General features: G+C 70.8%; 16 protein-coding genes. 5 read left to right on the forward strand and 11 right to left on the reverse strand.

Annotated elements, in window-relative coordinates:
- Window positions 1–30: 30 nt before the first annotated feature.
- The 5 genes from EV685_RS04350 to EV685_RS04370 all read right to left on the reverse strand — a co-directional run bounded on the left by EV685_RS04350 (window position 31) and on the right by EV685_RS04370 (window position 5155).
- Window positions 31–552, reverse strand: a complete 522-nt coding sequence (locus EV685_RS04350) for an RrF2 family transcriptional regulator (RefSeq protein WP_130480712.1) — start codon at window positions 550–552, stop codon at window positions 31–33.
- Between the two features lie 120 nt (window positions 553–672).
- Window positions 673–1704, reverse strand: coding sequence for an ABC transporter ATP-binding protein (locus tag EV685_RS04355; RefSeq protein ID WP_130480713.1), 1032 nt, complete (start codon window positions 1702–1704; stop codon window positions 673–675).
- A gap of 104 nt (window positions 1705–1808) precedes the next feature.
- Window positions 1809–2684 carry a carbohydrate ABC transporter permease gene (locus EV685_RS04360; RefSeq protein WP_130480714.1) on the reverse strand — a complete coding sequence of 292 codons (876 nt, stop codon included), beginning with the start codon at window positions 2682–2684 and terminating at the stop codon, window positions 1809–1811.
- A gap of 28 nt (window positions 2685–2712) precedes the next feature.
- On the reverse strand, window positions 2713–3837 hold the full coding sequence (locus EV685_RS04365; RefSeq protein WP_130480715.1) for a carbohydrate ABC transporter permease: 1125 nt from the start codon (window positions 3835–3837) through the stop codon (window positions 2713–2715).
- Window positions 3838–3889: 52 nt separating this feature from the next.
- Window positions 3890–5155, reverse strand: a complete 1266-nt coding sequence (locus EV685_RS04370; RefSeq protein ID WP_130480716.1) for an ABC transporter substrate-binding protein — start codon at window positions 5153–5155, stop codon at window positions 3890–3892.
- Between the two features lie 294 nt (window positions 5156–5449).
- On the opposite strand from EV685_RS04370, the gene EV685_RS04375 reads away from it, so the two are divergent.
- The 3 genes from EV685_RS04375 to EV685_RS04385 are packed head-to-tail and all read left to right on the forward strand — an operon-like array spanning window position 5450 to window position 8996.
- A complete protein-coding gene (locus tag EV685_RS04375) occupies window positions 5450–6544 on the forward strand; it encodes a LacI family DNA-binding transcriptional regulator (protein WP_130480717.1) in 1095 nt (364 codons plus the stop codon).
- A gap of 55 nt (window positions 6545–6599) precedes the next feature.
- A complete protein-coding gene (locus tag EV685_RS04380; RefSeq protein WP_130480718.1) occupies window positions 6600–8039 on the forward strand; it encodes a glycoside hydrolase family 32 protein in 1440 nt (479 codons plus the stop codon).
- Window positions 8040–8084: 45 nt separating this feature from the next.
- Window positions 8085–8996 carry a GGDEF domain-containing protein gene (locus tag EV685_RS04385; protein ID WP_130480719.1) on the forward strand — a complete coding sequence of 304 codons (912 nt, stop codon included), beginning with the start codon at window positions 8085–8087 and terminating at the stop codon, window positions 8994–8996.
- Between the two features lie 72 nt (window positions 8997–9068).
- Here EV685_RS04385 and EV685_RS04390 read toward each other — a convergent pair whose 3' ends face one another.
- From EV685_RS04390 to EV685_RS04400, 3 genes are all read right to left on the reverse strand, one after another.
- Window positions 9069–10214: a hypothetical protein gene (locus EV685_RS04390; RefSeq protein ID WP_130480720.1), complete on the reverse strand. Its 1146-nt coding sequence runs from the start codon at window positions 10212–10214 to the stop codon at window positions 9069–9071.
- Window positions 10215–10281: 67 nt separating this feature from the next.
- On the reverse strand, window positions 10282–13347 hold the full coding sequence (locus EV685_RS04395; RefSeq protein WP_130480721.1) for an alpha-mannosidase: 3066 nt from the start codon (window positions 13345–13347) through the stop codon (window positions 10282–10284).
- A gap of 125 nt (window positions 13348–13472) precedes the next feature.
- Entirely contained in the window at window positions 13473–15173 is a 1701-nt protein-coding gene (locus EV685_RS04400; protein ID WP_130480722.1) for a phage tail sheath family protein, read from the reverse strand.
- Between the two features lie 180 nt (window positions 15174–15353).
- Between EV685_RS04400 and EV685_RS20555 the strand changes: the two genes are divergently transcribed.
- Entirely contained in the window at window positions 15354–16448 is a 1095-nt protein-coding gene (locus EV685_RS20555) for a ComEC/Rec2 family competence protein (protein WP_165396708.1), read from the forward strand.
- 46 nt (window positions 16449–16494) lie between these two features.
- Here the strand turns inward: EV685_RS20555 and EV685_RS04410 are convergent, their stop codons facing one another.
- The 3 genes from EV685_RS04410 to EV685_RS04420 are packed head-to-tail and all read right to left on the reverse strand — an operon-like array spanning window position 16495 to window position 18830.
- Window positions 16495–17082 carry an ABC transporter ATP-binding protein gene (locus EV685_RS04410; protein ID WP_242615411.1) on the reverse strand — a complete coding sequence of 196 codons (588 nt, stop codon included), beginning with the start codon at window positions 17080–17082 and terminating at the stop codon, window positions 16495–16497.
- Entirely contained in the window at window positions 17079–18404 is a 1326-nt protein-coding gene (locus tag EV685_RS04415) for a sensor domain-containing diguanylate cyclase (protein WP_130480723.1), read from the reverse strand. Before EV685_RS04415 ends, EV685_RS04410 begins: the two co-directional genes overlap by 4 nt.
- 27 nt (window positions 18405–18431) lie before the next feature.
- Window positions 18432–18830 (reverse strand): PAS domain-containing protein, encoded by a 399-nt coding sequence (locus EV685_RS04420; protein ID WP_242615412.1) that lies wholly within the window; start codon window positions 18828–18830, stop codon window positions 18432–18434.
- 197 nt (window positions 18831–19027) lie between these two features.
- Here EV685_RS04420 and EV685_RS04425 point away from each other — a divergent pair, with 197 nt between their 5' ends.
- Window positions 19028–26488 carry a hypothetical protein gene (locus tag EV685_RS04425; RefSeq protein ID WP_130480724.1) on the forward strand — a complete coding sequence of 2487 codons (7461 nt, stop codon included), beginning with the start codon at window positions 19028–19030 and terminating at the stop codon, window positions 26486–26488.
- The last annotated feature ends 2 nt before the right edge of the window (window positions 26489–26490 follow it).

Here is a 26490-nt window from a genome sequence, read left to right on the forward strand (position 1 = left end):
ACGGCCTGATTCCCGCCCGGATGCCGCTGCTCAAGGGCGATCGGGCTCCGCCACACGCGGCTTGCGCGGGCCGCGCGTCGCGGCGGCCACGACCTTCACGGTGGCCACCGGCGTCGGTTCCGGCAGGTTCAGCAGCTGCGCGAGCATCTCGCGGTTGCGCACCAGGTCTTCCAGCGTGTAGCGGTCCAGCACGGCATAGAAGGCGTCGACCGCCTCACGCAACACGCCACGCAGCCGGCATCCCTGCAGCAGGCAGCAGTCCTGCGCACCCGTGCCGAAACACGCGGCCGGCAGCGCCTCGCCTTCGGTCGCACGCACGACCCGGCCGATGACGACGTGGCGGGCATCCATGGCGAGTTCCATGCCGCCGCCCTTGCCCCGCACATTGACCAGCCAGCCTTGCAGGCCGAGGAAGTGCACCACCTTGGTCAGGTGGCTCTCCGAGATGGCAAAGGTCGCCGCCACCGCCGCGATCGTGGCCCGACGCTGTGGGTTGGTGCCCAGGTAGATGAGCACACGCAGGCTGTAGTCGGTGAAGGCGGTCAGGCGCATGCGCGCAATGTGGCACAACCGTTTGCGTGGCGCATTCAGGAAGTACCGTCACGCCGTCACGCCAGCCCGGCAGCACGCCGTCACGCCAGCCCGGCAGCACGCCGGCACGTCAGAACGGCATCACGCCGGCAAGCGCCGTCCGCCCTGGTAGCGGTGCTCGTAGCCGGCACGCGGCGACAGGCGCACGGCCTGGCCGATCTGCAGCGCCCGCTCGCCCTCGGCCCGCACGGTGAAGGTGCCGACCTCGCGCACGTCGGCGTAGACGATGGCGTCGGCGCCCAGGTGCTCGATGTGGCGGATGGTGGCGGGCCAGCGGCCGCCGGAGACGCCCTCGCCGGACGCGTCGCCCTCGGCGTGGATGTCGATGTGTTCGGGCCGCACGCCATAGGTCTCGCAGCCCATCTCGCGGGCCAGCGTGCCTTCGAACAGGTTCATGCTGGGGGCGCCAAGGAAGCCGGCCACGAAGGGCGTGGCGGGCGCGCGGTAGAGGTCCATCGGCGAGCCGGCCTGTTCGATGTGGCCCTTGTTGAGCACGACGATCTGGTCGGCCATGGTCATGGCTTCGACCTGGTCGTGGGTCACGTAGATCATGGTCGCGCCGATCTGGCGGTGCAGGTCGGCCAGCTCGACGCGCATCTGCCCACGCAGCGACGCATCGAGGTTGGACAGCGGCTCGTCGAACAGGAAGACCGATGGGTTGCGCACGATGGCGCGGCCGATGGCCACGCGCTGGCGCTGGCCGCCCGACAGGGCCTTGGGCGTGCGCTCCAGCAGGTGGCCCAGCTGCAGCACGTCGGCGGCCTTCTGCACGGCGGCGGCGATCTCGGCCTTGGGCCGGCGGGCGATGGTCAGCGGAAAGCCGATGTTCTCGGCCACCGTCATGTGCGGGTAGAGCGCATAGGACTGGAACACCATCGCGATGCCGCGCTCGGCCGGCTCCAGATGGGTCACGTCGCGTCCGCCGATCAGGATCTGGCCGCCGCTGACCGACTCCAGCCCGGCCACCATGCGCAGCAGCGTCGACTTGCCGCAGCCCGATGGGCCGACCAGCACGGTGAAGGAACCGGCGGGGATCTCCAGGTCGAGGCCCGGGATCACGGTGGTGCCGGAGGTGTACGACTTGCGGATGCCGGAGAGGCGGACGTCATGCATGTTGGATGTCCAGTCTGGGTAGCGAGATGAGCCACGGGATCCAGGCCTGCGGCTCAGTGACGATCAGCGGATCAGGCCGGCCAGCGCACGGCCGTGGCCGGGGGTCAACCTTTCACCCCGGTGGACGCGATGGAGGCGATGAACGCCCGCTGCAGGCTCAGGTAGAACAGCAGCACCGGCACGGTGATGACGGTGAGGTAGGCCATCATTTCGCCCCAGGCGATGTTGAGCTGGAAGAAGTACTGCAGGCCGACCATGATCGGGCGGTAGTCCTCCGACTGGGCCGACATGACCGGCCAGAGGTACTGGTTGTACATGGCCAGGAACTTCAGGATCGCAGCGGTCGCGAACACCGGCCCGGCCAGCGGCACGATCACGCGGCGGTAGATCTGGAAGTAGCTCGCACCGTCGACGCGGGCGGCCTCGACCAGGTCGCGCGGCAGGTCGCGGAAGTACTGGACGAAGAGGTAGATGGTCAGCGCATCCGAGATGAACGGGATGATCTGCACGTGGTACGAGTTGAGCCAGCCGAACACCAGGCCCTCGCTGCCGATCCACGGCAGGCTGTTGACGACCAGCAGCAGCGGGATCGCGATCGACTCGAAGGGCACGATGAAGGTGGCCAGCACCACCGCCATCAGCAGGTTGCGGCCGGGGAATTCGAGAAAGACGAAGGCGAAGGCCGCCATCGAGCAGACCGCCAGCGACAGCACCATCGTGATGCCGGTGACCATCACCGAGTTGAGGATGAACTGGCCGATCGGCACCCGTTCGAAGGCCGCGCGGTAGTTGTCCAGCGAGATGTCGCCGACCGGCAGGAAGGCGCGCAGCGAACCGGCGTCGCGCAGCAGCTGCAGGTCCGGCTTGAGCGAGGACACGATCATGAAGACGATCGGGAAGATGAAGACCAGCGCGATCCAGCTCAGCAGCACGTAGTTCAGCGCGCGGCGGGCCAGCGAGGGCAGCATGGGGTGGCTCATGTCGTGAGACTCCTGGGGGGCGACGCGTTCAGTGGCCCTGGGCCGGCTTGCGTTCGCGGGTCAGCCAGCGCTGGCCGAGCGAGATCGCCAGCACGAACAGGAAGAGGAAGACGCTGATGGCCGAGCCGCCGGCAATGTCCTGCTTGCCGTAGCCGCGCTGGACCGCCTGGAAGACCAGCGACTGGGTCGAGTCGAGCGGGCCGCCCCGGGTCATCACGTCGATCTGCGGGTACAGCGTGAAGGCCTGCATCGTGATCACCACCATCACCAAGATGGCGGTGTTGCGCAGGCCGGGCCAGGTGACGTAGCGGAAGACCTGCCACTTCGACGCGCCTTCGAGCGCAGCGGCTTCGTACAGCGAGGCCGAGATGGTCTGCAGTCCCGACAGCCAGACGATCATGTGGAAGCCCACGCCCTGCCAGACCGACATGGCCATGATGGCCCACAGCGCGGTGCCGGGCTGGCCCAGCCAGTCGACCGGCTCGAAGGCACCGAAGGTGAGTTGCTGGAGCAGCGAATTGAGCAGGCCGCTGTCGCCCGAATAGATGAAGCGCCAGAGGAAGGCGACCACCACCATCGAGATCACGACCGGCATGAAATAGATGGTGCGAAAGACGTTGATGCCGCGCAGCGGCTGGTTGATCAGCATGGCCAGCAGCAGCGCCAGCAAGGCCTGCACAGGGGCGACCACCACCACGAACAGCACCGTGTTGACCAGCGCCTTCATGAAGATGACGTCGCTGGCGAGCACATAGAGCCGGCTGTCGCCACGCCAGTCGAGGTGGAACCACTCGCGCTTGCGGTCGAGCTGCGGGTAGTCGGGGTTGTCGCGGGTGAACTGGCGCAGGCTCGGGTAGGTCGGGCTGCCATCGGCCTCGCGGACCATGGCGCCCTGGGCGTCGCGCTCGGGTTCGAGCACCAGCACGCCCAGGCCCAGCATCTGGCGGTAGTTCTCCAGCCCGACGAACTGCGTCGGGTTGGGCGACACCAGTCGCTGGTTGGTGAAGGACATCGCAAACGCGAGCACGAAGGGCACGATCAGGAAGAGGCCCATCAGCAGCATCGCGGGCGAGACCATGAGCAGACCCGATCGGCGCGCGCGGGCCGCGCCGGGTGCGCTCGTCGTCGAGGGGGTGTTCGGGGTCTGGGTCATGGTCTGCGCCTGGATGCTGCGGAGGGTGTTGCGTCCTGTGCCCGTCGGTGGCTCAGCGGTAGTTGTTGTTCTTCTTCAGGTCGGCGTCGATCGCGTCGGCGGCGGTGTCCAGCGCATCGGCGACCTTGCCGCCGTTGGCGATGTCGGCCAGCGCCTTCTCGAACTCGCCGGACGCGCCGGCATAGCCCGGGGTCGACGCGCGCAGCGTGGCCTGCTTGGCCGACAGCGCGAAGAACACCTCCAGCGGGCCGCCCTTCTTGTAGTTCTGGGTCAGCGCAGCAGCGGCCGGGGTCGACGGGATCAGGCCGATGCCGTCGGAGAACGCGGCCAGGTACTTGTCCTTGAGCGCGAAGGCGATGAAGGCGTTGGCACCCTTGGCGTTCTTGGTGGTGGCCGAGACGCCGAACTGCCAGGACGCGGCACCGATCTTCGAGCCCTTGCCGAAGTCAGGCGCCGGCAGGAAGACCAGGTCGTCGCCGAACTTCTTCAGCGCCGGCAGCGCGGCCCAGTTGCCGTTCCACTGCATCGCGTACTTGCCGTCCAGGAAGCCGGTCTCGCGCTCGGCGCCGTCCTGCGAGGTGCCCGGGGTCAGCTTGCGGGTGAACAGGCTTTGCCACCAGTTGCCGAACTCGACACCGGCCTTGCCGTTGAGCGTGCCGTTGGACTTGGGCGTGGCCGAGTTCAGCAGGTCACCACCGCTGCTCTGCAGGAAGGGGCCGAAGGCGTAGGAGTACCACTCGCCCTTCCAGGCCATGCCCATGTCGATCGGGTACTGGAACTTGCCGCCCTTCTGCAGCGTCACCAGCGCGGCGTCGAACTCGGCCTTGGTCCACGGCTTGTCCAGCGTCGGGATGCGAATGTTGTGCGCTTGCAGGACCGACTTGCGGGCAAAGATCGCGCAGGCCGCGTCCCACAGGCCGACCGAGTAAACCTTGCCGTTCCACTTGCCGATCGTGCCGGGCAGGAACTTGTCGATCGCGCCAGCCGGCAGGGACAGCGGCTGCATGTACTTGGACCAGGCCCAGTTGGGCATGACCGGGCCGTCGACGTCCAGGATGTCGGGCAGCTTGCCGGCGACCGCAGCGGCGACCACCGAGGTGTTGTAGGCCTCCTGCGGGAACTGCTGCAGCTCGACCTTCCATTCCTTCTGGCTGCCGTTGAAGTCGTTGATGATCCCGGTGATCAGCTCCTTCTCCTTCGGGTTGCCGGCGCCGTGGTACCACATCGACAGCGTGGTCTGGGCATGCGCGGTCGTGGCGCCGAGGGCGGCCAGGCCAAGGACGATGAGGCTGCGGCGCAGGGGGGAGGTCAAGGTCATGGGGAGCTCCATGGAAGAGGATGGGGGTCGATCGGTCAGGACGCGAATGACAATGTTGTCATGGCGGATCGGAATGTAGGACCGCTGACCTTGGCATCGAAATTCGGGCAAACCCGGGGGTCGCGCGCGCGCTTCAACATGTGGTTTTTCCTTTGTTGATGGGCATTCCCGCCCATCCGCCAGCTAAAACCCGCCACCCGCCGCGTCAGACCACCTCGGGCACTTGACAGGCCCGACCGCTTCCCGGACGATGAACATGTCTTACGTTGTCATCCATCCCGAGCAGCACCTTCCATGGCCACCATCCACGACGTCGCGCAACTGGCCGGGGTCTCGATCAAGACCGTCTCGCGGGTCGTCAACCGCGAGCCCCGCATCAGCCCGGAGACCTTCGAGAAGGTCCAGCGCGCCATCACCCTGCTGGCCTACGAGCCGCACCGCGGCGCCCGGTTGATGCGTTCGGGCAAGTCCGGGCTGATTGGCTTCATCACCGGCCTGTTCAGCGACATCGAGATCGCCAAGACCCGCGCCGGCCTGTCCGACCTGAACATCTTGCGGGGCGCCCAGATGGCCTGCAGCGCGGCCGGCAAGACGCTGCTGGCCGCCGACATGGGCACCGGCCGGGCGCGAGACCCGGAAGGTGTCGCCCGGCTGCTGAAGACCTTTGCCTCGCACCGCGTCGAGGGCGTGATCTACGCCGCGCCCTACCACCAGCAGGTGCTGCTGCCGCCGCCCAGCGACACGCCGCTGATGCTGGTGAACTGCTACGACCTGGACCGCACGCCCGCCGTCGTGCCCGACGACAGCCTGGGCCAGGCCCGCGTGGTCGACCACCTGGTCGGCCTGGGCCACCGCCGCATCGGCTACATCGGCATCGACGAGAACATGGTCGCCGGCCGGCTGCGCAAGTCGGCCTTTGTCGAGGCCTGCGCCCGCCACGGCCTGGACCCGCAGGACTGCCCCACGGCGGTCGGCTCGGCCTTGCAGGACACGGACCCCTTCATCCCCTTGCGGGCGGCCTTGCAGCAGGTGCTGGGCCGGCCCTTGCGCCCGACCGCCTTGTGCTTTGGCAACGACGTGATGGCGCTGCACGGCATGCGCGAACTCGAAGCGCAGGGCATCCGCGTGCCGCAGGACATGGCCGTCATGGGCTATGACAACGACGAGGTCATCTGCGAGGTCACCCATCCGCGTCTGAGCACCGTCGTGCTGCCCTATTTCGAGATGGGCCAGATCGCGGTCCAGCGCCTGCTGGCCCTGATGGCCGGCGAGACCCCCACCTGCGCCACCGCTGCCGACGCCTGGCACCGCGTCGCGGGCGACGTGGTGATGCGTGATTCCGCCCAGCGCCTTGCCCCGATTTCCGCCGCCCGCCGACAGGCGGCCTGACCGCAGCAGACCGCCGCCCCTCGGCCTGATGCGCCCCCCCTCACTCCCCACGCCCATGCCAGCCGTCCCCGACCACCGCCCTGCCTACCACTTCACCGCCCCGTCGAACTGGATCAACGACCCCAACGGCCTGGCCTTCCACGCTGGCCGCTACCACCTGAACTACCAGTACAACCCGAACGCGTCGAAGTGGGGCGACATCCACTGGGGCCATGCCAGCAGCGCCGATCTGGTGACCTGGCGCGACGAACCGATCAGCCTGGCACCCGTGCCCGGCCATGACGCGGGCGGCTGCTTCTCCGGCAGCTACGCGCTGGTCGACGGCCAGCCGACGATCTACTACACCGGCTACACGGCCGAGCGGCAGGTCCAGTGCGTGGCCACCAGCCCCGACCTGCAGCGCTGGACCCAGCAGCCCGGGCGCACCATCGTCACGCCGCCGGCCGGCGTCGAGGCGCACGACTTCCGCGACCCTTACGTGTTCCGCCACGACGGCCGCTGGTACATGGTGGTCGGCGCCTCGCTGGACCATGAACACGGCCAGGCCCTGCTCTACCGCAGCGACGACGGCGTCACCTGGGAACACCGTGGCGCGCTGTTCACCTCGCCCAGCGACCGCTACGGCCGCATGTGGGAATGCCCGAACTTCTTCCCCATCGGCGACCGGTGGGTGCTGACGGTCTCGCTCTGGCTCGGCCTGGGCGTGCACGCCTTCGTCGGACGCTTCGAGCATGAACGTTTCGTGCCCGAGTGGGACGGCCCGCTCGATGTCGACGCCGGTGCCTTTGCCCACCTGACGATGCACGCACCGGACGGCCGCGCCCTGCAATGGGCCTGGATGAACGAGCAGCGCGACCAGGCCGACATCGACGCCGACGGCTGGGCCGGCGCTATGACCGTGCCGCGTGAGCTGTCCATCGACGCCCATGGCCGCCTGAACCTGCGCCCGGTGGCCGAGATCTCCCAGCTGCGCCGCGACGCTGTCGCCCGCATCGCGACCGAGCGCCAGACCGGCACGCACGCCAGCTTCAGCGGCTCAACGCTGGACATCGAGGCCCGCTGGACCGGGCGCGACCGCGGCAAGGTCGGCCTGAACCTGCTGACCTCGGCCGACGGCCGCGAAACCACCCGCATCGTCTACTGGCAGGACGCGCGGCGCTTGAGCATCGAGCGCGAGCGCAGCTCGCTCAGCCACGCGGTGCGGCGCCAGAACGTGCATGCCCACCTGGCGCTCGCGCCGGACGAGGCGCTGGACCTGCGCGTGCTGCTCGACCACAGCGTGCTGGAGGTCTACGCCAACGACAGGATCTGCCTGAGCACCCGCGTCTACCCGACCCTGCCCGACAGCGTGTCGGCCAGCGCCTTCAGCGACGGCCCGGCCACGCTGGCGCTGCAGGCGTGGACGATGGGCAGCATCTTTGAGGGCGAGCGTCGCGAACTGATGCGGGGTGAATCTCCCGCTGTCCCGTCGATCCCGGAGGCGCCTCTCGGGTGACACTCCCGCCTCGCACCCGGTCGGGTGCCTGGCCAGCCTGGGACGATGAACCTGCCTGACGACCTGCGGACCCGACTGCTCGACGCCCTCGACGGCTGCGGCCTGCTGGTCGCGCTGTTCGACCCGGACGACGTGCTGCGTCACGCCAACGCCACCTACCGCGCCACCTTCCTGCCGGACGTGGCGCTGCCGCTGGCCTTCGGCGACGTGCTGCGCCACGGTCACCGCCACGGCATCGGGGTGCGCATCAGCAGCGGCGACGTCGAGGCCTTCCTGAGCGACATCCTGAGCCGCCGCCGCAGCCTGCCGATCCGTTCGGTCACCACCGATCTGGTCGACGGCCGCTGGATCATGTTCACCGAAACCCTGCGGGACGACGGCTGGATGCTCACCGTCGGCACCGACATCTCCACCCTCAAGCAGACCGAGGCCGACATCTCGCGCCGCCACCAGCAGGCCGTGCTGGCGTCGCAGACCGATGGCCTGACGGGCCTGAGCAACCGCAACCGGGTGCTGCAACTCGCTCAGGCCGCGCTGGACCACGCCACGGCCACCACCACCCCGGTCAGCCTGGCGCTCATCGACCTCGACCACTTCAAGTCGGTCAACGACCAGCACGGCCACCTCGAAGGCGACCGCGTGCTCAGGGCGTTCGCCGAGGTCTGCCGCCACAAGCTGCGCCCGGACGATGCCTTCGGCCGCATGGGCGGCGAGGAATTCCTGCTCGTCATGCGTGGCCTGAGCGCCGCCCGCGGCTACGCCGTCATGCAACGCCTGCGCCGCGACCTGGCCCGCAGCTGGGACGACGCCCGCGAGCCCATCCGCGGCGTCACCTTCTCCTGCGGCATCACCCAGGCACGTCCCGGCGAAACCCTGGACGAGGCCCTGCAACGCGCCGACGAGGCGCTCTACGCCGCCAAGCGGGCGGGTCGGGATCGGTGCGTGAGTGGGGGGTGAGCGGGGGGCAAGCAAGACCCGTCGCAAGCGCTCGAACGGAACGCCTGCGAAGGGATCCGCCCGTGCCCGTGGTCAGATCGCCAGCGCGTTGACCAGGCTGTCGTGCGCGGCCTTGTTCATCCGGATGTGGAACGGCAAGGTGGTGATCCGATCGGCCACCGTGGCACCCGCCGGATTCGACACGTGGTAGCTCCCACCGATGGCCTGACCGTCACGAATCAGTGCACCCGTGTAGACATTGCCGCTGAGTTCGAAATAGATGCGGTATTGCAGCGTTGAACTCAGCGTGGCAGACACCGGCCGGGGCGCCGTGGCGACCCAGATCGGAACCCCGCCAACCGTGCTGATCGCGCCATCCGCGAGCAGGTAGGTCCGACCATCGCTGTTGGAGACCAGTCCGGTCGTCAAGGCGGCATTGAGCGTCGTGGCGGTGCGACAGGGCGTGATGCTGGCGCCGGTGGTCGCCGTCGTGCAATCGAAGGCGTTGTAGCGATCACCCACGTTGCTGGCGCTGAACTTGATGTACGCCGCGCCAGACAGATAGGTCGCCGTCCCGGAGAGCACAGCGGGGTTCGCGAACAAGGAGTTGTGCCATTGCGCCAGATCGGTGGGCGATGTCACCACCGTTCCCGTCAGGTTGACGCGGCTGTAGCCCTGGCGACGCTGGCTGTAGGCGACCGTCACGGCGTCGTCTGCCAAGGTGTCCACCTGGACGTCGTTGCCGACATAGCTCACGCGCAGAGAACCCAATTGACCTGGCACCACGAGGATCTGGCCGTTCTTGAGCACCCGCGTCGGCGTGGGCAACACATTGACCAAGTTGCTTGTGACGTCCGTCGACGCACTTTGCTGAGCGGTCTGAGCACCATTCGACAAGGGCGATGCCGCCAGCAGGAAATGGTCTGACGCCAGGTAGTTCGTGCCGGAAACCTGCGCGCCCGTCAGGTTGAGGTTCCAGCGCATCTGGTAGCTGCGTTGCGTCGATGAGAGGACCAGCGATTCGAAAACCGACTGGTCCGCACTGAGGGTTGTCGGTGTCGGTGTCGGAGCAGGCGTCTGCGTCGACGCACCGCTGTCGCCCCCGCCCCCGCAGGCGCTGAGGGTCAGGGCGGCGAACGTCGTCGCAATGGCTTGCCAATGGCATCGATTCATGGGGTCTCCGGGTAGGTCGTTGGAAGTGCTTGCGCCTGGCGCAAAAAAAACGATAACAACATCCAATGACCGATCGGCCGAACCCGCGGTGTCCGCAGGCTGGCCCCGAGTGGCCACCGATCCACGAACAGGCTCACCGCTCGATCAACACGCTCACCAGCCCATACGGCCCATACGCCACCGCATCGATTGCCTGCCCGCCGTCCACCGGCAGGCCGCGCAGGTCGACCAGGCTGGCGCGCCAGCCTTCGGCCAGTTGCAGGCGGGTGCTGCCACGGCGGCCGAGCGTTTCGTTCAGGCGCAGGACCCAGCGGCCGGGGGACAGCGGTTGGGCCCAGACCGGTTGCAAGGTCTCGCCACCGTCGAGGCCGAGCAGACCGGCGGCTGCCGTGCTGCCGTTGGCCACCGGCAGGGGCGGCGTGTCGATCAGGTCGGCCCAGGCGGCGGCCTGGTCGTTGCGCGGGGCGTCGGCGCGGTGCAGGCCGATGGCGAGTTCGATCTCGTGTGCGCCCAGGTCCGAATACGACGCGCCGGGGTCGCGCCGCATGGCCTGCGGATGCGAGATCGGCGTGCCGCCCATCACCGCGTCGCTGCAGGTCACGGCCGCGCTGCGCACCAGGCTCAGGCCCAGCGTGCCGTCGCGGCAGGTCCAGCCGAACTTGGCCTGGCTGACGACGAACAGGCCTTCGTGTTCGGTCTCGTCGGCCACCGCCGCCCAGCGGCTGGCGGGCACTTCCCACTTGGCCTCGTCGGCCTGTTCGCCTGGCACCTGGCTGCGCAGCACGCTGCCGAAGGGCGCGGCATAGCGGGCCTGGCGGCCGGCGTAGGCGGTCGGGAAGACCAGCTTGAGCAGGCGCTCGGGCCGGCGCCAGTCCAGTTCGATGCGCAGGCGCAGCGCGCTGGCGCCGGCCTCGAGCGTGTAGTGCAGCGTCGCCTCGCCGTCCTCGCCGAGCGAGCGAGCGCAGCTCAGCGTGGCCGCGCCGGCGTTGTCTTGGGTCAGCGTGATGCGGGCATCGCCGGTCACCGCCTCGCCCAGCGACAGGGTCTGGCGGTCGATGTCCCAGGCCTCGAACAGATGGGGCTGGTCGGGGTAGGCGATCAGCTCGCACAGCGGCGCGCGCAAGGCCAGATCGACGCCGTCGACGCGCAGCGCGGCGATGCGGCCGGCGCGGTCGAAGCGGGCGATGACGCGGCCGTTGTCGAGCGTGGCCATGGCATCCAGACGGGCGACGACCGGTGCCAGCGGCGTGCGCGGCAGGTCGGCCAGCGTCGCGGCGGCCAAGGGCGGCAAGGTGACGGCGTCTGTGCCGATCCGATGCTGGCGTGCGCGCGGCAAGGGGTTGAACAGCGCAGCGGCCCGGTCGGCGCCGACAGGCTCATGCGATGAGCCAGCCAGCTCGGTCTGCGCCGCCACGCCGGCCTGTTGCGTGATCGCGGCGAGTTCGGCCCGCGCCTCGACATAGACCTCGTGGATCGAGCTGCCCGGGATGTAGTCATGGAACTGGGCGAACACGACGCGCCGCCAGACCGCCTCGTCGATCGGGCCGGCGCCCGTCGCGCAGCGCACCGCCTCGTGGACCTGCAGCGCACGTTCGGCCTGGCGCAGACCCAGCTTGACGGCGGCATGGGTCGTGTAGGTGCCGCGGTGGTATTCGAGGTAGAGCTCGCCCTGGTAGGTCGGCAGCTGGGCGCGGCGTGCCTGGAGGCGGTCGAAGAACGGTTCGATGTTGCCCCAGCGGGCGCGCGGCAGGCCGGCCAGATCGGCGTAGCGGCGGGCCCGTTCGAGCATCGCCTCGGTGGTGCCGCCGCCGCCGTCGCCGTAGCCGGTGGGCGCGAGGAACTCGTCGTGCACATCGCTCTGGCGGTGCTCGCGGGCGTTGGTGTCGAGGTGGGTCGCCTCGGCGGTCTGGTTGTATCCGAGCTTGCAGCCCAGGTGGGTGACGACCTCCGAGCCGTCGTGGCCGCGCCAGACGAAGCTGGTGTGCGGGAAGGCCGAGATGGCGCTCCAGGACAGCTTGGTCGTGTAGAAGTAGTCGACGCCGCACTGCTTCATGATCTGCGGCAGGCAGGGCGTGTAGCCGAACACGTCGGGCAGCCAGAGCACCCGCGCCGGGCTGCCGCGCAGGGCCTCGAAGCGGCGTTGGCCGATCAGGAAGCTGCGCGCCAGCGCCTCGCCGCAGGCCAGCACGGTGTCGGACTCGACCTCGGTCGCGCCGGTGGCATCCCACTGGCCGCTGGCCAGGCGCTCGCGCACGGCGGCCATGATCTCGGGCGAGCGGCGTTCGACCGCCTCGTAGCTGGCCGGCTGGCTGTAGCCGAAGCGGAACTCGGGGTAGCGCGCCATCAGCCGGTTGGCGATGGCGAAGGTGCGCACCGCCTTGAACTCGCCCACCACCTCCGGCCAGAGCCAGACCAGATCCAGGTGGGCATGGCCGGTCAGCACCGCGTTCAGGGCGGTCGGACCGGCCTTCAGGCCGGCATAGGCCTGCGCGGCCCGCGCCCGGCCGGCGTCGACGCCGTCGGCCTGATAGGCGTCGATGACGGCGTCGATCTCGCGCAGCAGGCGGCGCAGCAGCGGGTCGATCGGGCCCAGCACCGGCCGGGTGCCGAAGCCCTGGAAGTTCTGCGCGCCGTCGGCGCCGTATTCACGCCGCAGCAGCAGGCGCATCAGGTCGTCGAGGGCGGCCAGGTCGTGGAACAGCGCCCAGGTCGCGTCGTCGCGTTGCAGCAGGCGCGCGCCCGCGAGCCTGGAGCCGGCCGCGTCCAGTCCGGTCGCACCCTCGATCCAGATGCCGGTCTGGCAGGCCACGGCCTCGATCCAGACCTCGTGCGGCCCGGCCGGCAAGGGCGCGTGGTGATGCACCGGGTCGAAGCCGTAGTAGGGCAGACCGTCCACGTAGAGCGTTGCCTCGGCCTGGTCGTCCCAGGCCAGGTAGAGGTCATCACGGGCCTGCGCGGCCGCGTCCAGCGTCAGGCGGAACCAGCGCTGGTCCCACAGGCGACCCCAGTGTTCGGGCAGGGTGGTGACCGGCGCCAGCGCCTCATGCCGGGCCTGCGCCCACGGCCGGTGTTCGGCTTGCGCCTGGCTGGCCTCGATCGTCACCGTGCCAGCTGGCCGCCAGATGCGATCCCTCAGGCGTGCGAGGACGGCGTGGGCACGGGCGGGGACCAGTTGCAGCAGCGGGGAAGACGGGAGCATCGGACGGACCTGCGGAGGTGGAGCCAAGAATGGTCCGCAGTTGACACGAGCGCCCGCTGCCGCAAGGGCCGGGAAGACCCGAGGGCTTGGCAACGTGGGGAGGTGAACAGGACGTGGCCGCCCGATCAAGCCGTCCCTGCCGTCCGGGCACTGACCTGGAAGACCATGAACTCCGCCGGCCGGATCGGCGCCACCCCGATCAGGCAGACCAGCCGACCCGCGTCGAGGTCGGCCTGGGTCATCGTGCTGCGGTCGCAGCGCACAAAGAAGGCTTGCTCGGCCTGCAGGCCCTGCAACATGCCCTGGCGCCAGACGGTCAGCAGGAAGTCTTCCAGCGCTCCGCGGACCCTGGACCAGAGCGCGTCGCCGTGGGTCTCGAACACGGTCCAGCCGATGCTGGCCTCGATCGAGCGCTGCAGCCAGCCGATGCTGCGCACGACGCTGAGATAGCGGTCCTGCGGGTCTGAGGCGAGCGTGCGGGCGCCCCAGACCTGGCGGCCGCGTATGCCCAGGTCGCGCAAGGTGTTGACGCCGGCGGCGTTGAGCCGCTCCAGCTCGGCCTTGGACAAGGTCAGCGCCAGACCCGTGACGCTGCCGGGCAGCGCGCCGGCCGGGGATTTCCAGACGCCGCTGGCTGCGTCGACCCGGGCGATCAGGCCGGCAACAAATCCGGACGGCGGCAGGCGCAGTGCCTGGCCGGTCCTGGGGTCGGCCACCTGCACCCAGGGGTGGTAGAGCGCCGCACAGCGGGCATCGAAGCGGGCCCGCAGTGCCTGCACCTCGGCCGTCGACGCAGCCGGCGCGGCGTCCAGCAGCGCGACGCGGAAGCGGTGCCGCTGGGCATGCGCCACCAGCAGGTCGAGCACGGCCGGCGCGTCGGCGGGCATCGGCGCAGACGGCTCGCCCGAGACCGGCGCGGTGCAGCCGGGCGCGGCCACCAGCGTGAGGTCCTCGATCGCGTCCAGGCTGGCGATGCCGGCCGGGCCGGCGAATTCGGCCAGTCCCGGGCGCAGGCCGTCGTGGCCGCCGGTCAACGCGAGGTCCACCACCACGCCACTGGCCCAGTGGGCGGCATCCGCCAGATCAACGCCCAGCGGCGCCGCCAGCTCCCGCAGCAGCGCCTGGGCATCGGGACGGCCATGCCAGCCGATGACGACCGGCAGGGCATCGGCCGCCGGCCGCGCACCGGCGGGCTCGAACAGCCAGCGCCTGCCATCGGCCGGCGCGGCGGCGGGGTCCACGCCCAGGTCGGTCCAGTGGCCCAGGACCTGACCGTCCGCAGCGGTCACGAGCAGGTCGGCGCGGGTCTGCGCCCACGCTGCGGGCAGGACCTGGCCGTCGGGCTGGCGCAGGCCGTTGCGCAGCGTCAAGCGCACGCCGAGGTTGCCGCTGCGGCCGGGATGTTGGGCGCGCCAGGTCACGCCGCCCCAGACCTGTCGGGCGATGCCATCGGGCGAGGCACCGGCCGCCGTGGCCGCCGGGTCAGGCCGGAAGACCCGGGCGATGTGCAGGCGCCGGCCACCGTCGGCGAAGAACGCTCGCGCCGCGTGCCAGAGGTGATGGGGCATCACCTGCCCGCCGAAGTCCAGCGGCCGGCCGTCGCCGTGCAGGCGCTCGAACTCGCCCAGACTGGTCAGCGCCACCGGCACCCCGCCGAGCGGACCGCCATGTGTCGGACCGCCATGTGTCGGACCGACAAAGCCAGCGACCGTGCTGGGCACGCCCACGATGGCCGGCGTCCGGTTCGCGATCTCCTCGATGAAGACGCCGGGGGCGAGGAAGGACGTGCCGGGCTTGCCGGCGGCAACGGGAACGCGGGTGGGCATGGGCGATCTCCTGGGCGCCGGGACAGGCGCGTGGCGATCTTGCCCGCGTCGGCCCGCAGGTCGCCCGCGAGCGGTCTTGACGTCGTCCACAAGCTGCACACCGTCACGTTCGCCGCCGTCTTGACGGTGCTTGCACGAGGATCCGGACGATTTTGTCGCTTGGGTTTATACGATCAGCGGATGCGTACCCGCCCCGCCATCACCCTCGACGTCCTCCCCGCCAGCTATGGCGACGCGCTGCTGCTGCGCTGCCCGGTCGGGCGGGGCACCTGGACGATGCTGATGGACACCGGGCCGGACGAGACCTGGCCGGCCTTGCGGCGGCGCTTGCTGCTGTTGCCGAAGCGGCGCGACGGCACGCGCTGGATCGACCTGCTGGTGATCAGCCACATCGACCACGACCACATCGGCAGCGTCGCGAAGATGCTGGACGACCGTGAGCTGGCGCTCACCTTCGGCGACGTCTGGTTCAACGCCCCGCCCAACCTGCCCCGGCCGCGCAGCGCCGTCGAAGGTGCTGCGCTGGCCAGGCTGCTGGGTTCAGGGCGACCGGGACTGCCGTGGAACCGGGCCTGGTCCGGCCAGCCGGTGGTGACGCCGGCCATCGGCGGCGGCGTGCAGATGGGCGGCAAGGGCTTGCCGACGCTGACCGTGCTGTCACCGTCACCGGACCGCCTGACGCGCCTGTGGCCGGCCTGGGCGACCGAACTGGCCAAGGTCGCCCGACGCGAGGCCGAGGCCGCCGCAAAAGCAGGTCCGCCCGCGCCGGACGCCGCCCTGCCGCAAGACCTGGCGACGCTGGCCGCGCGCCGCAGCGCCAACGACGCCTCGCTGCCCAACGGGTCGAGCATCGCCTTCCTGCTCGAACACCGCGGCGCCTCGGTACTGCTGGCCGCCGACGCCGTGCCGGGCACGCTCGAGCCCGCGCTGCGGGCCTTGCTGGATCGGCGCGGCGTGGCGCGTCTGGCGGTCGATGCCGTCAAGCTCAGCCACCACGCCAGCCGCGCCAACGTGACGGCCGCGCTGCTGGCGATGCTCGACAGCCCGAACGCCATCGTCAGCACCGACAACAAGCAGTTCCGCCACCCCGACGACGAAGCGCTGGCCCGTGTCATCACCGCCCGCAGCGGCCAGCCGCTGACGCTCTGGTTCAACCACGACACGCCGCGCAACCGCCGCTGGGACGCCGCAGACCTGAAGGCGGCGCACGGGCACCGGACGGTCTATCCGGCGGGGCCGGGGGTGGGCGTGACCGTGAGCCTGGCGGGCCGGTGAGACAGGCTGGGCAAAGACAAGGCGTGCCTGAGCGACGCGCCCCCGCTCAATCCCCCAGATCCACCAACCCCGCCAGCGCGACGCCCTCCAGCCACGACGGCCGCTCATGGTCGGCCACGACCCAGCAGCGCTCGCGGGATTCGGCGGCTTCGGCCAGCAGTTCCGAGACGATGCGGCAGGAGCGGGCGTCCAGCGCCGCATAGGGCTGGTCCAGCAGGGTCAGCGGGGCGCCGGCCAGGGCTGCGGCAACCAGGCCAACCTTGCGGCGGCTGCCGGTGGAGAGCATGAACATCGGCTTGTCGATGTGAGGGGCGAGGCCGAAGGCGTCGATCAGCGGGGCGGCCTGCCGCAGGTCGACACCGGCCAGCTGCGCCGCGAGCCAGTCGCGCGCCACCTGGGCGTCGCAGGCCTGGTCGGACGGTTGCGGCAGGCAGACACGTCCGGCCGGGCGGACCAGCGTGCCGGTGCTCGGCTGCAGCTCGCCAGCCAGCAGGCGCAGCAGCGTGGTCTTGCCCCGGCCTTCGCCGCCGCGAACCAGCGTCAGGCCGGGCCGCAGCGTGAAACCCAGGCCAGAGAACACAGGCCGGGACGGCGCATCCGGATGGGCCCAGCCCAGTGCGCGGGCCTGGATCACAGCGGCCCCATGACGAGGTTGCGGCCGGCGGCCTTGGCGGCGTAGAGGGCCTTGTCGGCGCGCTTGAGCAGGTCGCCGATGTCCTCGATCGTGTCATCCATGGTCGCCACGCCGATGCTGACCGTGTAGCGCAGCGGCAGGCCGTCGACGGCCACCTCGGCATCGGCGACGGCCTGGCGCAGGCGTTCGGCCACGCCCAGCGCCGGGCCCAGCGCGGTCGACGGCAGGAGCACGGCGAATTCCTCGCCGCCGATGCGCGCGGCCACGTCGACCTGGCGAAAGGTCAGGCTCAGCAAGACGGCGAGGTGGCGCAGCACGGCGTCCCCGGCGGCATGGCCGTGGCGGTCATTGATGCGCTTGAAGCGGTCGGCATCGATCATCAACAGCGACAGCGGCCGGGGCGCGCGGCGCCAGCGCAGCAGTTCCAGCTCGGCGGCGTCGAAGAAGGTGCGGCGGTTGGCGATGCCGGTCAGGTGGTCGCAGGCGCTCTCGCGCCGGTGGGCCTCCAGGGATGCGCGCTGATCGCTGATGTCGCGGATCACCAGGGTGTAGCGCGCCACCGGGGCGGGGTCACCGCCGGGCACTGGATCGGCATCGGCCTCGGCATCGGCCCCGTGCAGCCGCAGCGGGACCAGGAGCACGCTGCCCCAGTACCGCGAGCCGTCATCGCGCTGCAGCCAGCCTTCGTCCAGGCTCCAGCCGTTCAGGTCGGCCTCGCGCAGGCGGTCGAGCACCCGCTCCTCGGTGATCGCGCCGTCGGCATAGAGCAGCGCCAGCGGACGGCCGATCACGGTGTCCCGGCCATGGCCCAGGCCCTTGCCCGTCGTCGGTTCGCCGTCCCAGTCGACCACCACACCACGCTCGTCGATGCCACCGAGCGCCCGGCCGCGTGTGCCCGGGTGGATGGCGTGGGACCAGGCCTCGTTGCGCTGCAGCTGGCGCTCGCGGCGGACCTGGGCGCTGATGTCCTTGAGCGTCGCGACCAGCCTGCCTTGGCTGATCTTCTTGATCGCCAGCGTCAGGATCTGGGACTGCGGACGGCGCGGCGGGTCGGCCTCGATCTCGATGCGCAGGCCGTCGCAGACCATGCCGTCGGGCGACTGGCGGGTCAGCGCCTGGGCACGCAGGCTGGGCAACAGGCCGTCGAGCAGGGCATAGAAATTGTCCAGCCGGGCGCCGTCGGACAAGGGCAGCAGCAGCTGCGCAGCCATCGAGTTGATCAGCGCGATGCGGCCGTCCTCGTCGAACTGGACCAGACCGACCGGCACGGCATAGAGCAGTTCCAGCAGGGCGGCGTCGCCAGGCTCGGGCAATGGGTTCATCGTGGCAAGACCGGCGCTGCGGCCGCCTCAGGCCAGGCGTCGGATGACCACGTAGCGACAGGCCGGGCCCGGCGCGCCAACGGGTGCCAGCAAGCGCAACTGGACCGGCACCGGGCGGACCTTCCAGGTCAGCACATAGTCCATCACCACGTCCAACGGCGTGTCACCTTGGACGGTGTCCTCGAAGCGCTGGGCCACCAGGTAGTTGTTCATGCATTGCGCCACCACGGTGAACAGCGGCTGGCCCAGCACCCGCGCCGGGTCCAGACCGGTGGCGCGGCTCTCCCAGGCGTTGTAGCGACGGATCACGCCGTCGGCGTCGAAGCCGATGACCCCAAAACCGAGCTGGTCAAGGGCGGCTTCGTCGAGCGCTTCCAGCCGGGCATGCAGGCCGTCGGCGTCGAAGCCCATGTCGGGGATGGACACGGAAACAGGGTCAGGTCGCTGGGTCATGGTGTTCAGACAAGGCCAGCGCGGATTCTCTACGCAGGAAACCCGAGCGAAGCCTCTGACTTGGACCGAAAAGCCCCGCTGATCGGGGTTGTGTCCGGATGCAAGGACATGCACGCCACCGCCGTCGACAGGCATAGGATGGTTTTTCGTGCTTGGGTTAGAGGTGTCCCATGGCCAATCTCGCACTGCTGGACTTGGTTCGTCCCTATTTGTTGCGGGGCGAGAACCTGGGGGCGCAGCATGCCGCCCTGTCGGTGTTGCGGGTGGTCAGCGTCACGTGTGCCGATGACGACTTCGGCGCCGTGCTGCGTGGGCGCTGCGAGTTCAACGGCCGCCTGAGCATCGACCCGAGCGCCGGTGGCCTGCGCATCCAGGCGGGCGTCGACGAGGCCGCGCCGGCCCACGACCCGAGCCGGCGCACGCCGGTTTTCGACATCCGCGAAACCCGGGTCGACTTCGAGCTGTTCGTGCCACGCGCCGGCTCGGCCCTGATCGCGCAGGGTGCCGGCACGGTCACCGCCAGCGGCTTCGTGCCCACCCGCGCGGTGCTGGACGCGTGGGACACGCTGCCGCTGGACCCGGCGCCGAGCGACTACCCGTCGACCGGCTGGACGCTGGACCTGATCCTGGCTGCGCCCACGCTGCGCCCGCCCTTCCTGCACCCGGCCAAGCTCAACGCCCTGGGCCTGCTGGAGCCCGACAGCGCCTTCCAGGATGTCGCCCTGACGCTGCCCAAGCTGCGCTTTCGGCTCAGCCACGGCAACGCGGTCGGCGCGCAGCTGCGCTTCGAGCTGGTCTCGGCCGGCGCGACGACGCTGGACGATCCGGCCGACATCGGCGTGGCCGAGCTGATCGCCATGAACCCGCCCTACGCATTCGTCGGTGGCGAACGTGACCGGGTCTTCGGCATCGGCTTTCGCAGCGCGACGCTGGACCTGTCGTCGGAATCGACCCCGCCGGCCATCCTGGCCAAGGCCGGCGTCGGCGAGGACTGGACCGGGCTTTACCTGCCCGAGGTGCGTGTGTTCTTCTCGCCCAACGGCGCGCGCGACTTCGCCTTCGAGGCCGGCGCACGGGAACTGCTGATCGGCTTTGGCGAACAGGACGGCTTCTGGGGCGACTTCGAGGCCATGCTGGTCAACCAGGGCTCGGGCGAGCTGGCGGTGACGGTGCGCTTCGTCGACGAGCAGGGCCGCGCCCACGGCATCGAGCGCACCGGCAGCAGCGGCACACCGCAGGCCTCGACCACCTTGGCCCGCGCCCGCCTGCCGGCCCGCACCCGCATGGTCATCGACGTGCGCGGCGGACGGGCGCCCTACACCCGCCGGGCCCGCATCGGCAGCGCCGCCGAGGCGGCTGGCATGGCCTTTGTGGTCGACCTGTCGACGACGCCGCAGCAGGAGATCCGGGTGAGCGTCAGCGACGGCACCGCCGGCACGCCGCTGACGGCCACGCTGGTGATCCAGGCCGAACGCCGCAGCGCCACGCCGACCTTGCCGGCACCGGGCGACACACCCGCGCCGTCGCTGGTCGCCACCCTGAGCGCACCGGCCGACACGCCGGTCATCGTGCTGGTCAGCCAGACCGACACCGAGGTGGTGCTGGCCACCGAGCCACGTGATCCCACGCTGCTGTGGGCCGTCGACGGCGGCGCCTGGAGCGCCGCGCAACCGGCGCTGACGGTCACGCTCGGGCCCGGCCAGACCCGTCAGGTGCAGGCACGTCGGCCGGGCACGACGGCGCCGGGCACGCTCGATGTCTTCTTCTATTACGACGAGCCCGAACCGGTGCCGGATGCCGGCGAGACCGGCGCGCTGCGCGGCCATGCCGGCGTGGGCGACAACCTCTCGACGGTGCGCGCGGTCAGCGAGACCGAACGCCGCCGCCGGCCCGGCCACCAGTCGCCGACCACGGCCCATGCCCGCTGGTTCGACCTGGCCGGCAACGGCGCGGCCATCGGCATCCGCGGCCATGCCAGCTACGAGAGCGACCCGGGCCGCTCGACCTACAACTACCGGCTGGCGCGGCGTCGCGCCATCGCCACGCGCGAGGCCATCGCTGCGGCCTTCCCGAGCCGCCACTTCAACTTCTCGGACCTCAAGCCGGCCGACGCCGCCGCGACGGCCACGCAGGTCAGCACCTGGGTGGCCGACTCCGGCTGGGCCAGCCACGGCAGTGACCGCGAGGGCTGGTGGAAGGCCGAGGTGATCCTGCCGCCTGGCCTGTCCAGCGCCGCCGACGACGCCAGCGGCACGGTGCAGCGGCCGGCCGCGCCGCCGCCACCGCCCACCGAGCCCGAGGTGGTCGACCCGCCGGTGGCCGAGCCGCAGACGCCCGACTGGTTCCGCTCGGCCAAGCTCAAGCTGCGGGTGGTGCGCAGCCAGCTGATCGCCGGCGAGATCGAGGCCGAGGTCGACATCCAGACAGCCACCGAGAGCCAGCTCTCGCGCAGCGGCCAGCTCGGCGGCAACCCGCCGCCGGACGTGCACACGCTGGAGAACGGCACGCCGGTCGGGGCCGACAACCCGGCCGATGGCATCACCCGGCTGCGCGTGCTGTGCCAGTCCGACCCGGGCACCGGCCGGGTCACGACGCTGCTGTCGGTCGGCGCCGACCCGGCCGACAAGGACGGCCTGTTCTACGCCGGCTGGATCCCCGGCCAGCCCATGCCCGCCAGCAAGGACCTGCCGCTGACGCTGCTGGGGTCCTACCTGAGCTTCTGGCCGCTGCTGGTCGAGGCGGCCAACGGCGGTCGGGGCGAGACGGTCGACGCGACCCTGGGCGTGGCCGCCCTGGTGGTGCCGGGCGTGATCGCGGCGCTGCCGTGGTTCCAGGTCGAGCGTGTGATCGTCTACGGCGCCGAGTACCAGCAGAAGAACCGGGGCGAGGAATTCGAGGGCCAGCTGCTGTTCGACATCGGCATCGACTGGTCGGTCAACATCCTCGACGGCCTGATCGTGGTGCCGCGCGACCACCCGCTGGCGATCCGCTACAAGGCCATCGGCCTGCGCCTGGGCAACACCGCCGAGAGCGGCGCGCCGCAGTTCGTCTTCAAGCCGATCTTCGACAGCGCCCGCGGCTATTCGATCGACATCGCCAGCGGCGGCGCACTGCGCATCGGCGAGCCGCTGGGCCAGATCCTGCGGGTGCTCGGTGCGCGGCTGTCGCGCAGCAACCCGCTGACCTTCGAGATCGACATCGGCCTGGGCGTCGACCTGGGCGTGATCTCGGTCGAACGCGCCAGCGTGCGGGCCTATCTGGACGAGCCACGGCCACCCGAGCTGACGGCGCTGCAGGCCGGCGTCGACATCCCCGGCGCGCTGGTGGGCACCGGCTACCTGGAGATCCGCTCGGGCACCGATGCGGGCGGCAACCCGGTGTCGATCATTGCCGGCCAGCTGGACCTGACGCTGCGTCCGCTGTCGGTGCGGGTGGCCGCCGCCGTCGCGGTGGCAACCATCACCGAAGGGACGCGGGTGGCCACCGGCGTCTATGTCGGCCTGAACGTGGTGCTGCCGGTCGGACTGCCGCTGGGCAGTTCGGGGCTCGGCATCTTCGGCTTCCGCGGCATCTTCGGCATGCACTTCGAGCGCAACAGCAGCATCGGCGCGGGCACCGGCGTGCCGGCGCTGGCCTGGCTGCAGGCGGCCGGCGGCCAGCCCCATCTGCTGACCCACGGCGGCGTCGACCTGTGGAAGCCGCGCATCGACCGCTGGTCCTTCGGCCTGGGCATGCTGATCGGCACGATGGAGGGCGGCGTCCTGATGAACCTGGACGGCACGCTGATCCTGGAACTGCCCGGCCCGCGCGTGCTGATCATGATGAACGCGCGCATCGTCTCGCCGCCGCCGTCGATGGACGGCCTGGGCATGAGCGGCGGCATCCTGGCGGTCATCGAGATCACGCCGGAACACTTCCTGATCGGCATTCTGATCTCATGGGAGGTCGAGGACCTGATCAAGATCGTCATCCCGGTCGAGGCGGTCTTCCCCTTCTCGCCCCATCTGCACAAGTGGCACATCTACCTCGGCGCCCGGCCCGACATCGCCCGGCCGGTCGAGGTCGACGTGCTGGGCATCGTGCGTGGCACCGGCTACCTGATGTTCAAGGGCGACGGCCTGCCCGCCTACACGGTGCTGGGCGCGACGCTGCCGGCCATCAAGGGCTTCGGCATCGGCCTGGGCGTGGCGGCGTCCTTCACCTGGGGCGACGTCGACGCCGGGCTCTACCTGCGCATCGGCGGGGGCATGGACGCGGTGATCGGCTTCGACCCCTTCATCCTCGCCGGCACGGTCTACGTCAGCGGCGAGCTGCGCCTGTTCATCGTCTCGATCGGCGCCTATGCGCAGCTGACCGCCAAGGTCAACGAGGAGGACGACGGCCACCTCGCGCTGTGGGTCCATGGCGAGGCCTGCGGCAAGGTCAGCTTCCTGTTCTTCGACATCGAAGGCTGCGTCGAGATCACGCTGTCGGGGCCGGAGAAGTCCTCGCCGATGCCCACGCTGGTCGAGAAGCTGTCGCTCAAGAGCCGCTCGCCGGCCCTGCTGGCGGGCACCGGCGTGGACCGCGGCCTGGACGTCAGCCTGGGCGACGCGCTGGCACGTGCCAGCCTGCCCACGCGCGAGGAACTCGCCGGCATCGTCGTGCCGATCGATGCGGTGCCGGTGGTCTCGATGACGCTGACACCGGACGTCGCGCCGGGCCTCGCCATCACCGGCCTGGGCACCAGCCTGAACGCGCCGGCCGGCCTCTTGCCCGACCCGGGCGGTGGCAGCGGCCTGTCCGAACGCGGTGGCGAGAAGTACCAGTACCGCATCACGGCGGTCGCCCTCGAACGCATCGACCCGGTCAGCGGTGGCGTGCTCAGCCCGGCGGTGGACGGCAGCAGCGCCCCGGCGCTGTGGTGGACGCTGCGCGACGCCACCGAGGCCAATGCCAACGCCCAGCTCGCGCTGCTGACCTGGGAGCCCACGCCGGCCACCAAGGCGATCGAAAAAACCGAGCGCCTGACCGAGACCATCCGCGAGCGCTGGGGCCGCGTCTGCGAGCCCGCCGCCCCGGCGGCCGAGGTGCTGTGGACCTTCCGCTGGGAACCGTATGGCCCGTCGGCCAGCGGCTGGGACCTCGAAGGCGTGGCCTGGCCCGACCCGCCCGGCACGCGCCGCAGCGGCCGGCCCGACACCGGTCTGCACGTCAGCGAACGCTGGCGTTCCGGGGATGCGACGCTGGACATGCAGCGCGGCATCGTCCCGGCCCTGGTCATCGGTGGCCTGGTGGCGTGCTGGCATGGGCCGGCGGACGGCGGCGGCACGACGGTGCCGGGGACCGGCGTGGGCGCCACCGTCGGCCCGACCCTGTCGACCGGTGTGCGTCAGCTGGTCCGACCGCTGATCCGCCCGCAGGAGCAGGACGCCCCGCGCCTGCTGGTGGGCGGCCTCGGCCCGGTCACGACCGAGCCGACCGCCGGAGGGGGTCAGGTGCTGGCGGCCGACGATCCGGTGGCGACCCGTTTCATGCGCCGGCCCGAGGCCCTGCCGCTGCGCATCAGCCCGGCGCTGCATGCCAAGGTGGCGGCAACGCTGGCGCTCGAGCAGGCGGCCCGGGTCGATCCGGTCACGAACCTGCTCGACCGCGCCGACGGCCTGGACGCCGCCCGCCTGATCGCGCTGGCCCGCACGCTGGGGAACGTTTCCGGCGATGCCGGACGCACCGACCCGCCAGCGCCCGCCCCGGCGCAGGACGGCAACAGCCGCGCGGCCACCACCGGATCGACCGGCGCGCGCTGCGAGGTCCGCGTGCTGCAGGCACCGATGCTGGACGACGGCCGGCCGGTGGCGATCGGCAACCCGGCGCTGGCCGAGACCATCGCCCGCCAACTGAAGCAGCGCGGCGTGACACACGGCCAGCTCGATGACGTGGTGGTGGTCCACAGCGGTGCCTTCGTGCGTGGCCATTTGCTGCTGTTCGCCGACCGCGAACGCACGACCGACCAGACGCTGATCGTGCGGCTGCTCGACGCCCAGGGCGTGGAGCTGTCGCGCGAGGTGGTCGACCCCAACGACCGCGTGCCGCCCAAGCTGTTGCCGGCGCGCTGGACCCAGGCCGACGGGCCGTGGATCGACGACATCGCCGAGCTGCTGCGCTGGGGCATGCAGCGCAAGCTGATGGCGGTGCTGCTCAACCTCGGCAAGGACAACCGCAGCGAGCGCGCCGACCGCATCGAGATCGGCACCCTGCGGCGCGAGGGCCAGAACCCGCCTCAAGACCTGCCCAAGAACCTGGAACCGGCCTACTTCGTCGGCGCGTTCTCGGCCTTGCGCGGTGGCGAGGTCGGCCGGCAGGACTGGGACGACCGCCAGATCACGCACGACCAGGCGGTCATCACCCAGGCGGTTGGCCCGGCCAGCAGCGACTGCGCCCTGCTGTTCGCCGACGCGACCTACCGGCTGCGGGTGGTCTGGGAAGGCGTGCGCCCGAGCGATGCCAAGACGGCGGCGGCCACGCAGGACTTCTGGTTCCGCACCGACCGCATCGGCCGGGCCGACGGCGATCCGCTCAAGCCCGTGTTCGAGCAGACCGAGCCGCTGCCGGTGCGGCTCGATCCGTGGATGCTGGTGACGCTGCCGGCCGACCAGGAGGCGCAGGCCTTCTACGAGGAAGCGCCACGGCTGGTCTTCAACACCCACGACGTCGACCGCCTGTTCGCGGCCTACGGCCATGAGCTGCGGGTGCGCTTCCAGGCCGCCAGCTCGCGCCACCCGGTCGCGCGGCCGGGTGTGCCGCATCCGCTGCCGATCACCGCGCCCTTCCTGGCGCCGGTCAAGGCCACCATCCTGTCGCCCTGGGAAGAGGCCGCCACCGAGGTGCTGGCCAGCGATGCGCCGTGCGTGCCGGTCGACGAGGACCGCATCCGCCACAGCGTCATCGACATCCCGATCCCGCTGGAGCCCTACACCGACTACATCCTCGATGTCGAACTGCTGCCGACCGGCGCGGCGGCCGATGCGCGCGGGCCGAGCATCTACCGCCGCCACTTCTCGACCGGCGGCTACGCCACCCGCGCCGGCCTGGCCGGCTCGATCCAGGGCGTGCAGCCCACCGCGCGCGCTTGCGCGGTGGGGGCCTTCGCCGGACTGCCGGCGCTGTTTGCCGGCCGGGTGCCCGAAGGTGCCGAGATCGACGAGCAACTGCGCGCCAAGGGCATCGAGCCGCTGGGCCTGCCGACGCAGCCGCGCATCGTCGTGTTCTGGTCGCAGGCCGGCAGCAGCCCGCCGCAGCCCGAGGCGGTGCTGATCGACGCCACCGAGCCGCTCTGGCGCACACGCCCCTACCCGGCCAAGGTGACCGACAGCAGCGGCCCGGTCGACGCAAGCCGCTGGGTCCTGCAGGACACCGAATGGCTGCAGCTGCAAGACGCCAGCGCGGCCGGCGTGCTGGCGGTCGACGGCATCGTCAAGGCACCGGGCCTGCAGCGCGCGCTGGTCGTGCTGGCACCGCACGGTCGCGGCCGGCAGTTGCGGCTGGACCTGGTGGCGATCGGCTTCCCAGGCCTGCCCTTCCTGGGCGCGGCCGAACAGCGCACCACCGTGCTCGACCTGCGGCTGGCCCGCGCCCCGTGGGAGGAGGACTGACA

Source organism: Sphaerotilus mobilis, assembly GCF_004216565.1.
GTDB lineage: Bacteria > Pseudomonadota > Gammaproteobacteria > Burkholderiales > Burkholderiaceae_C > Sphaerotilus > Sphaerotilus mobilis.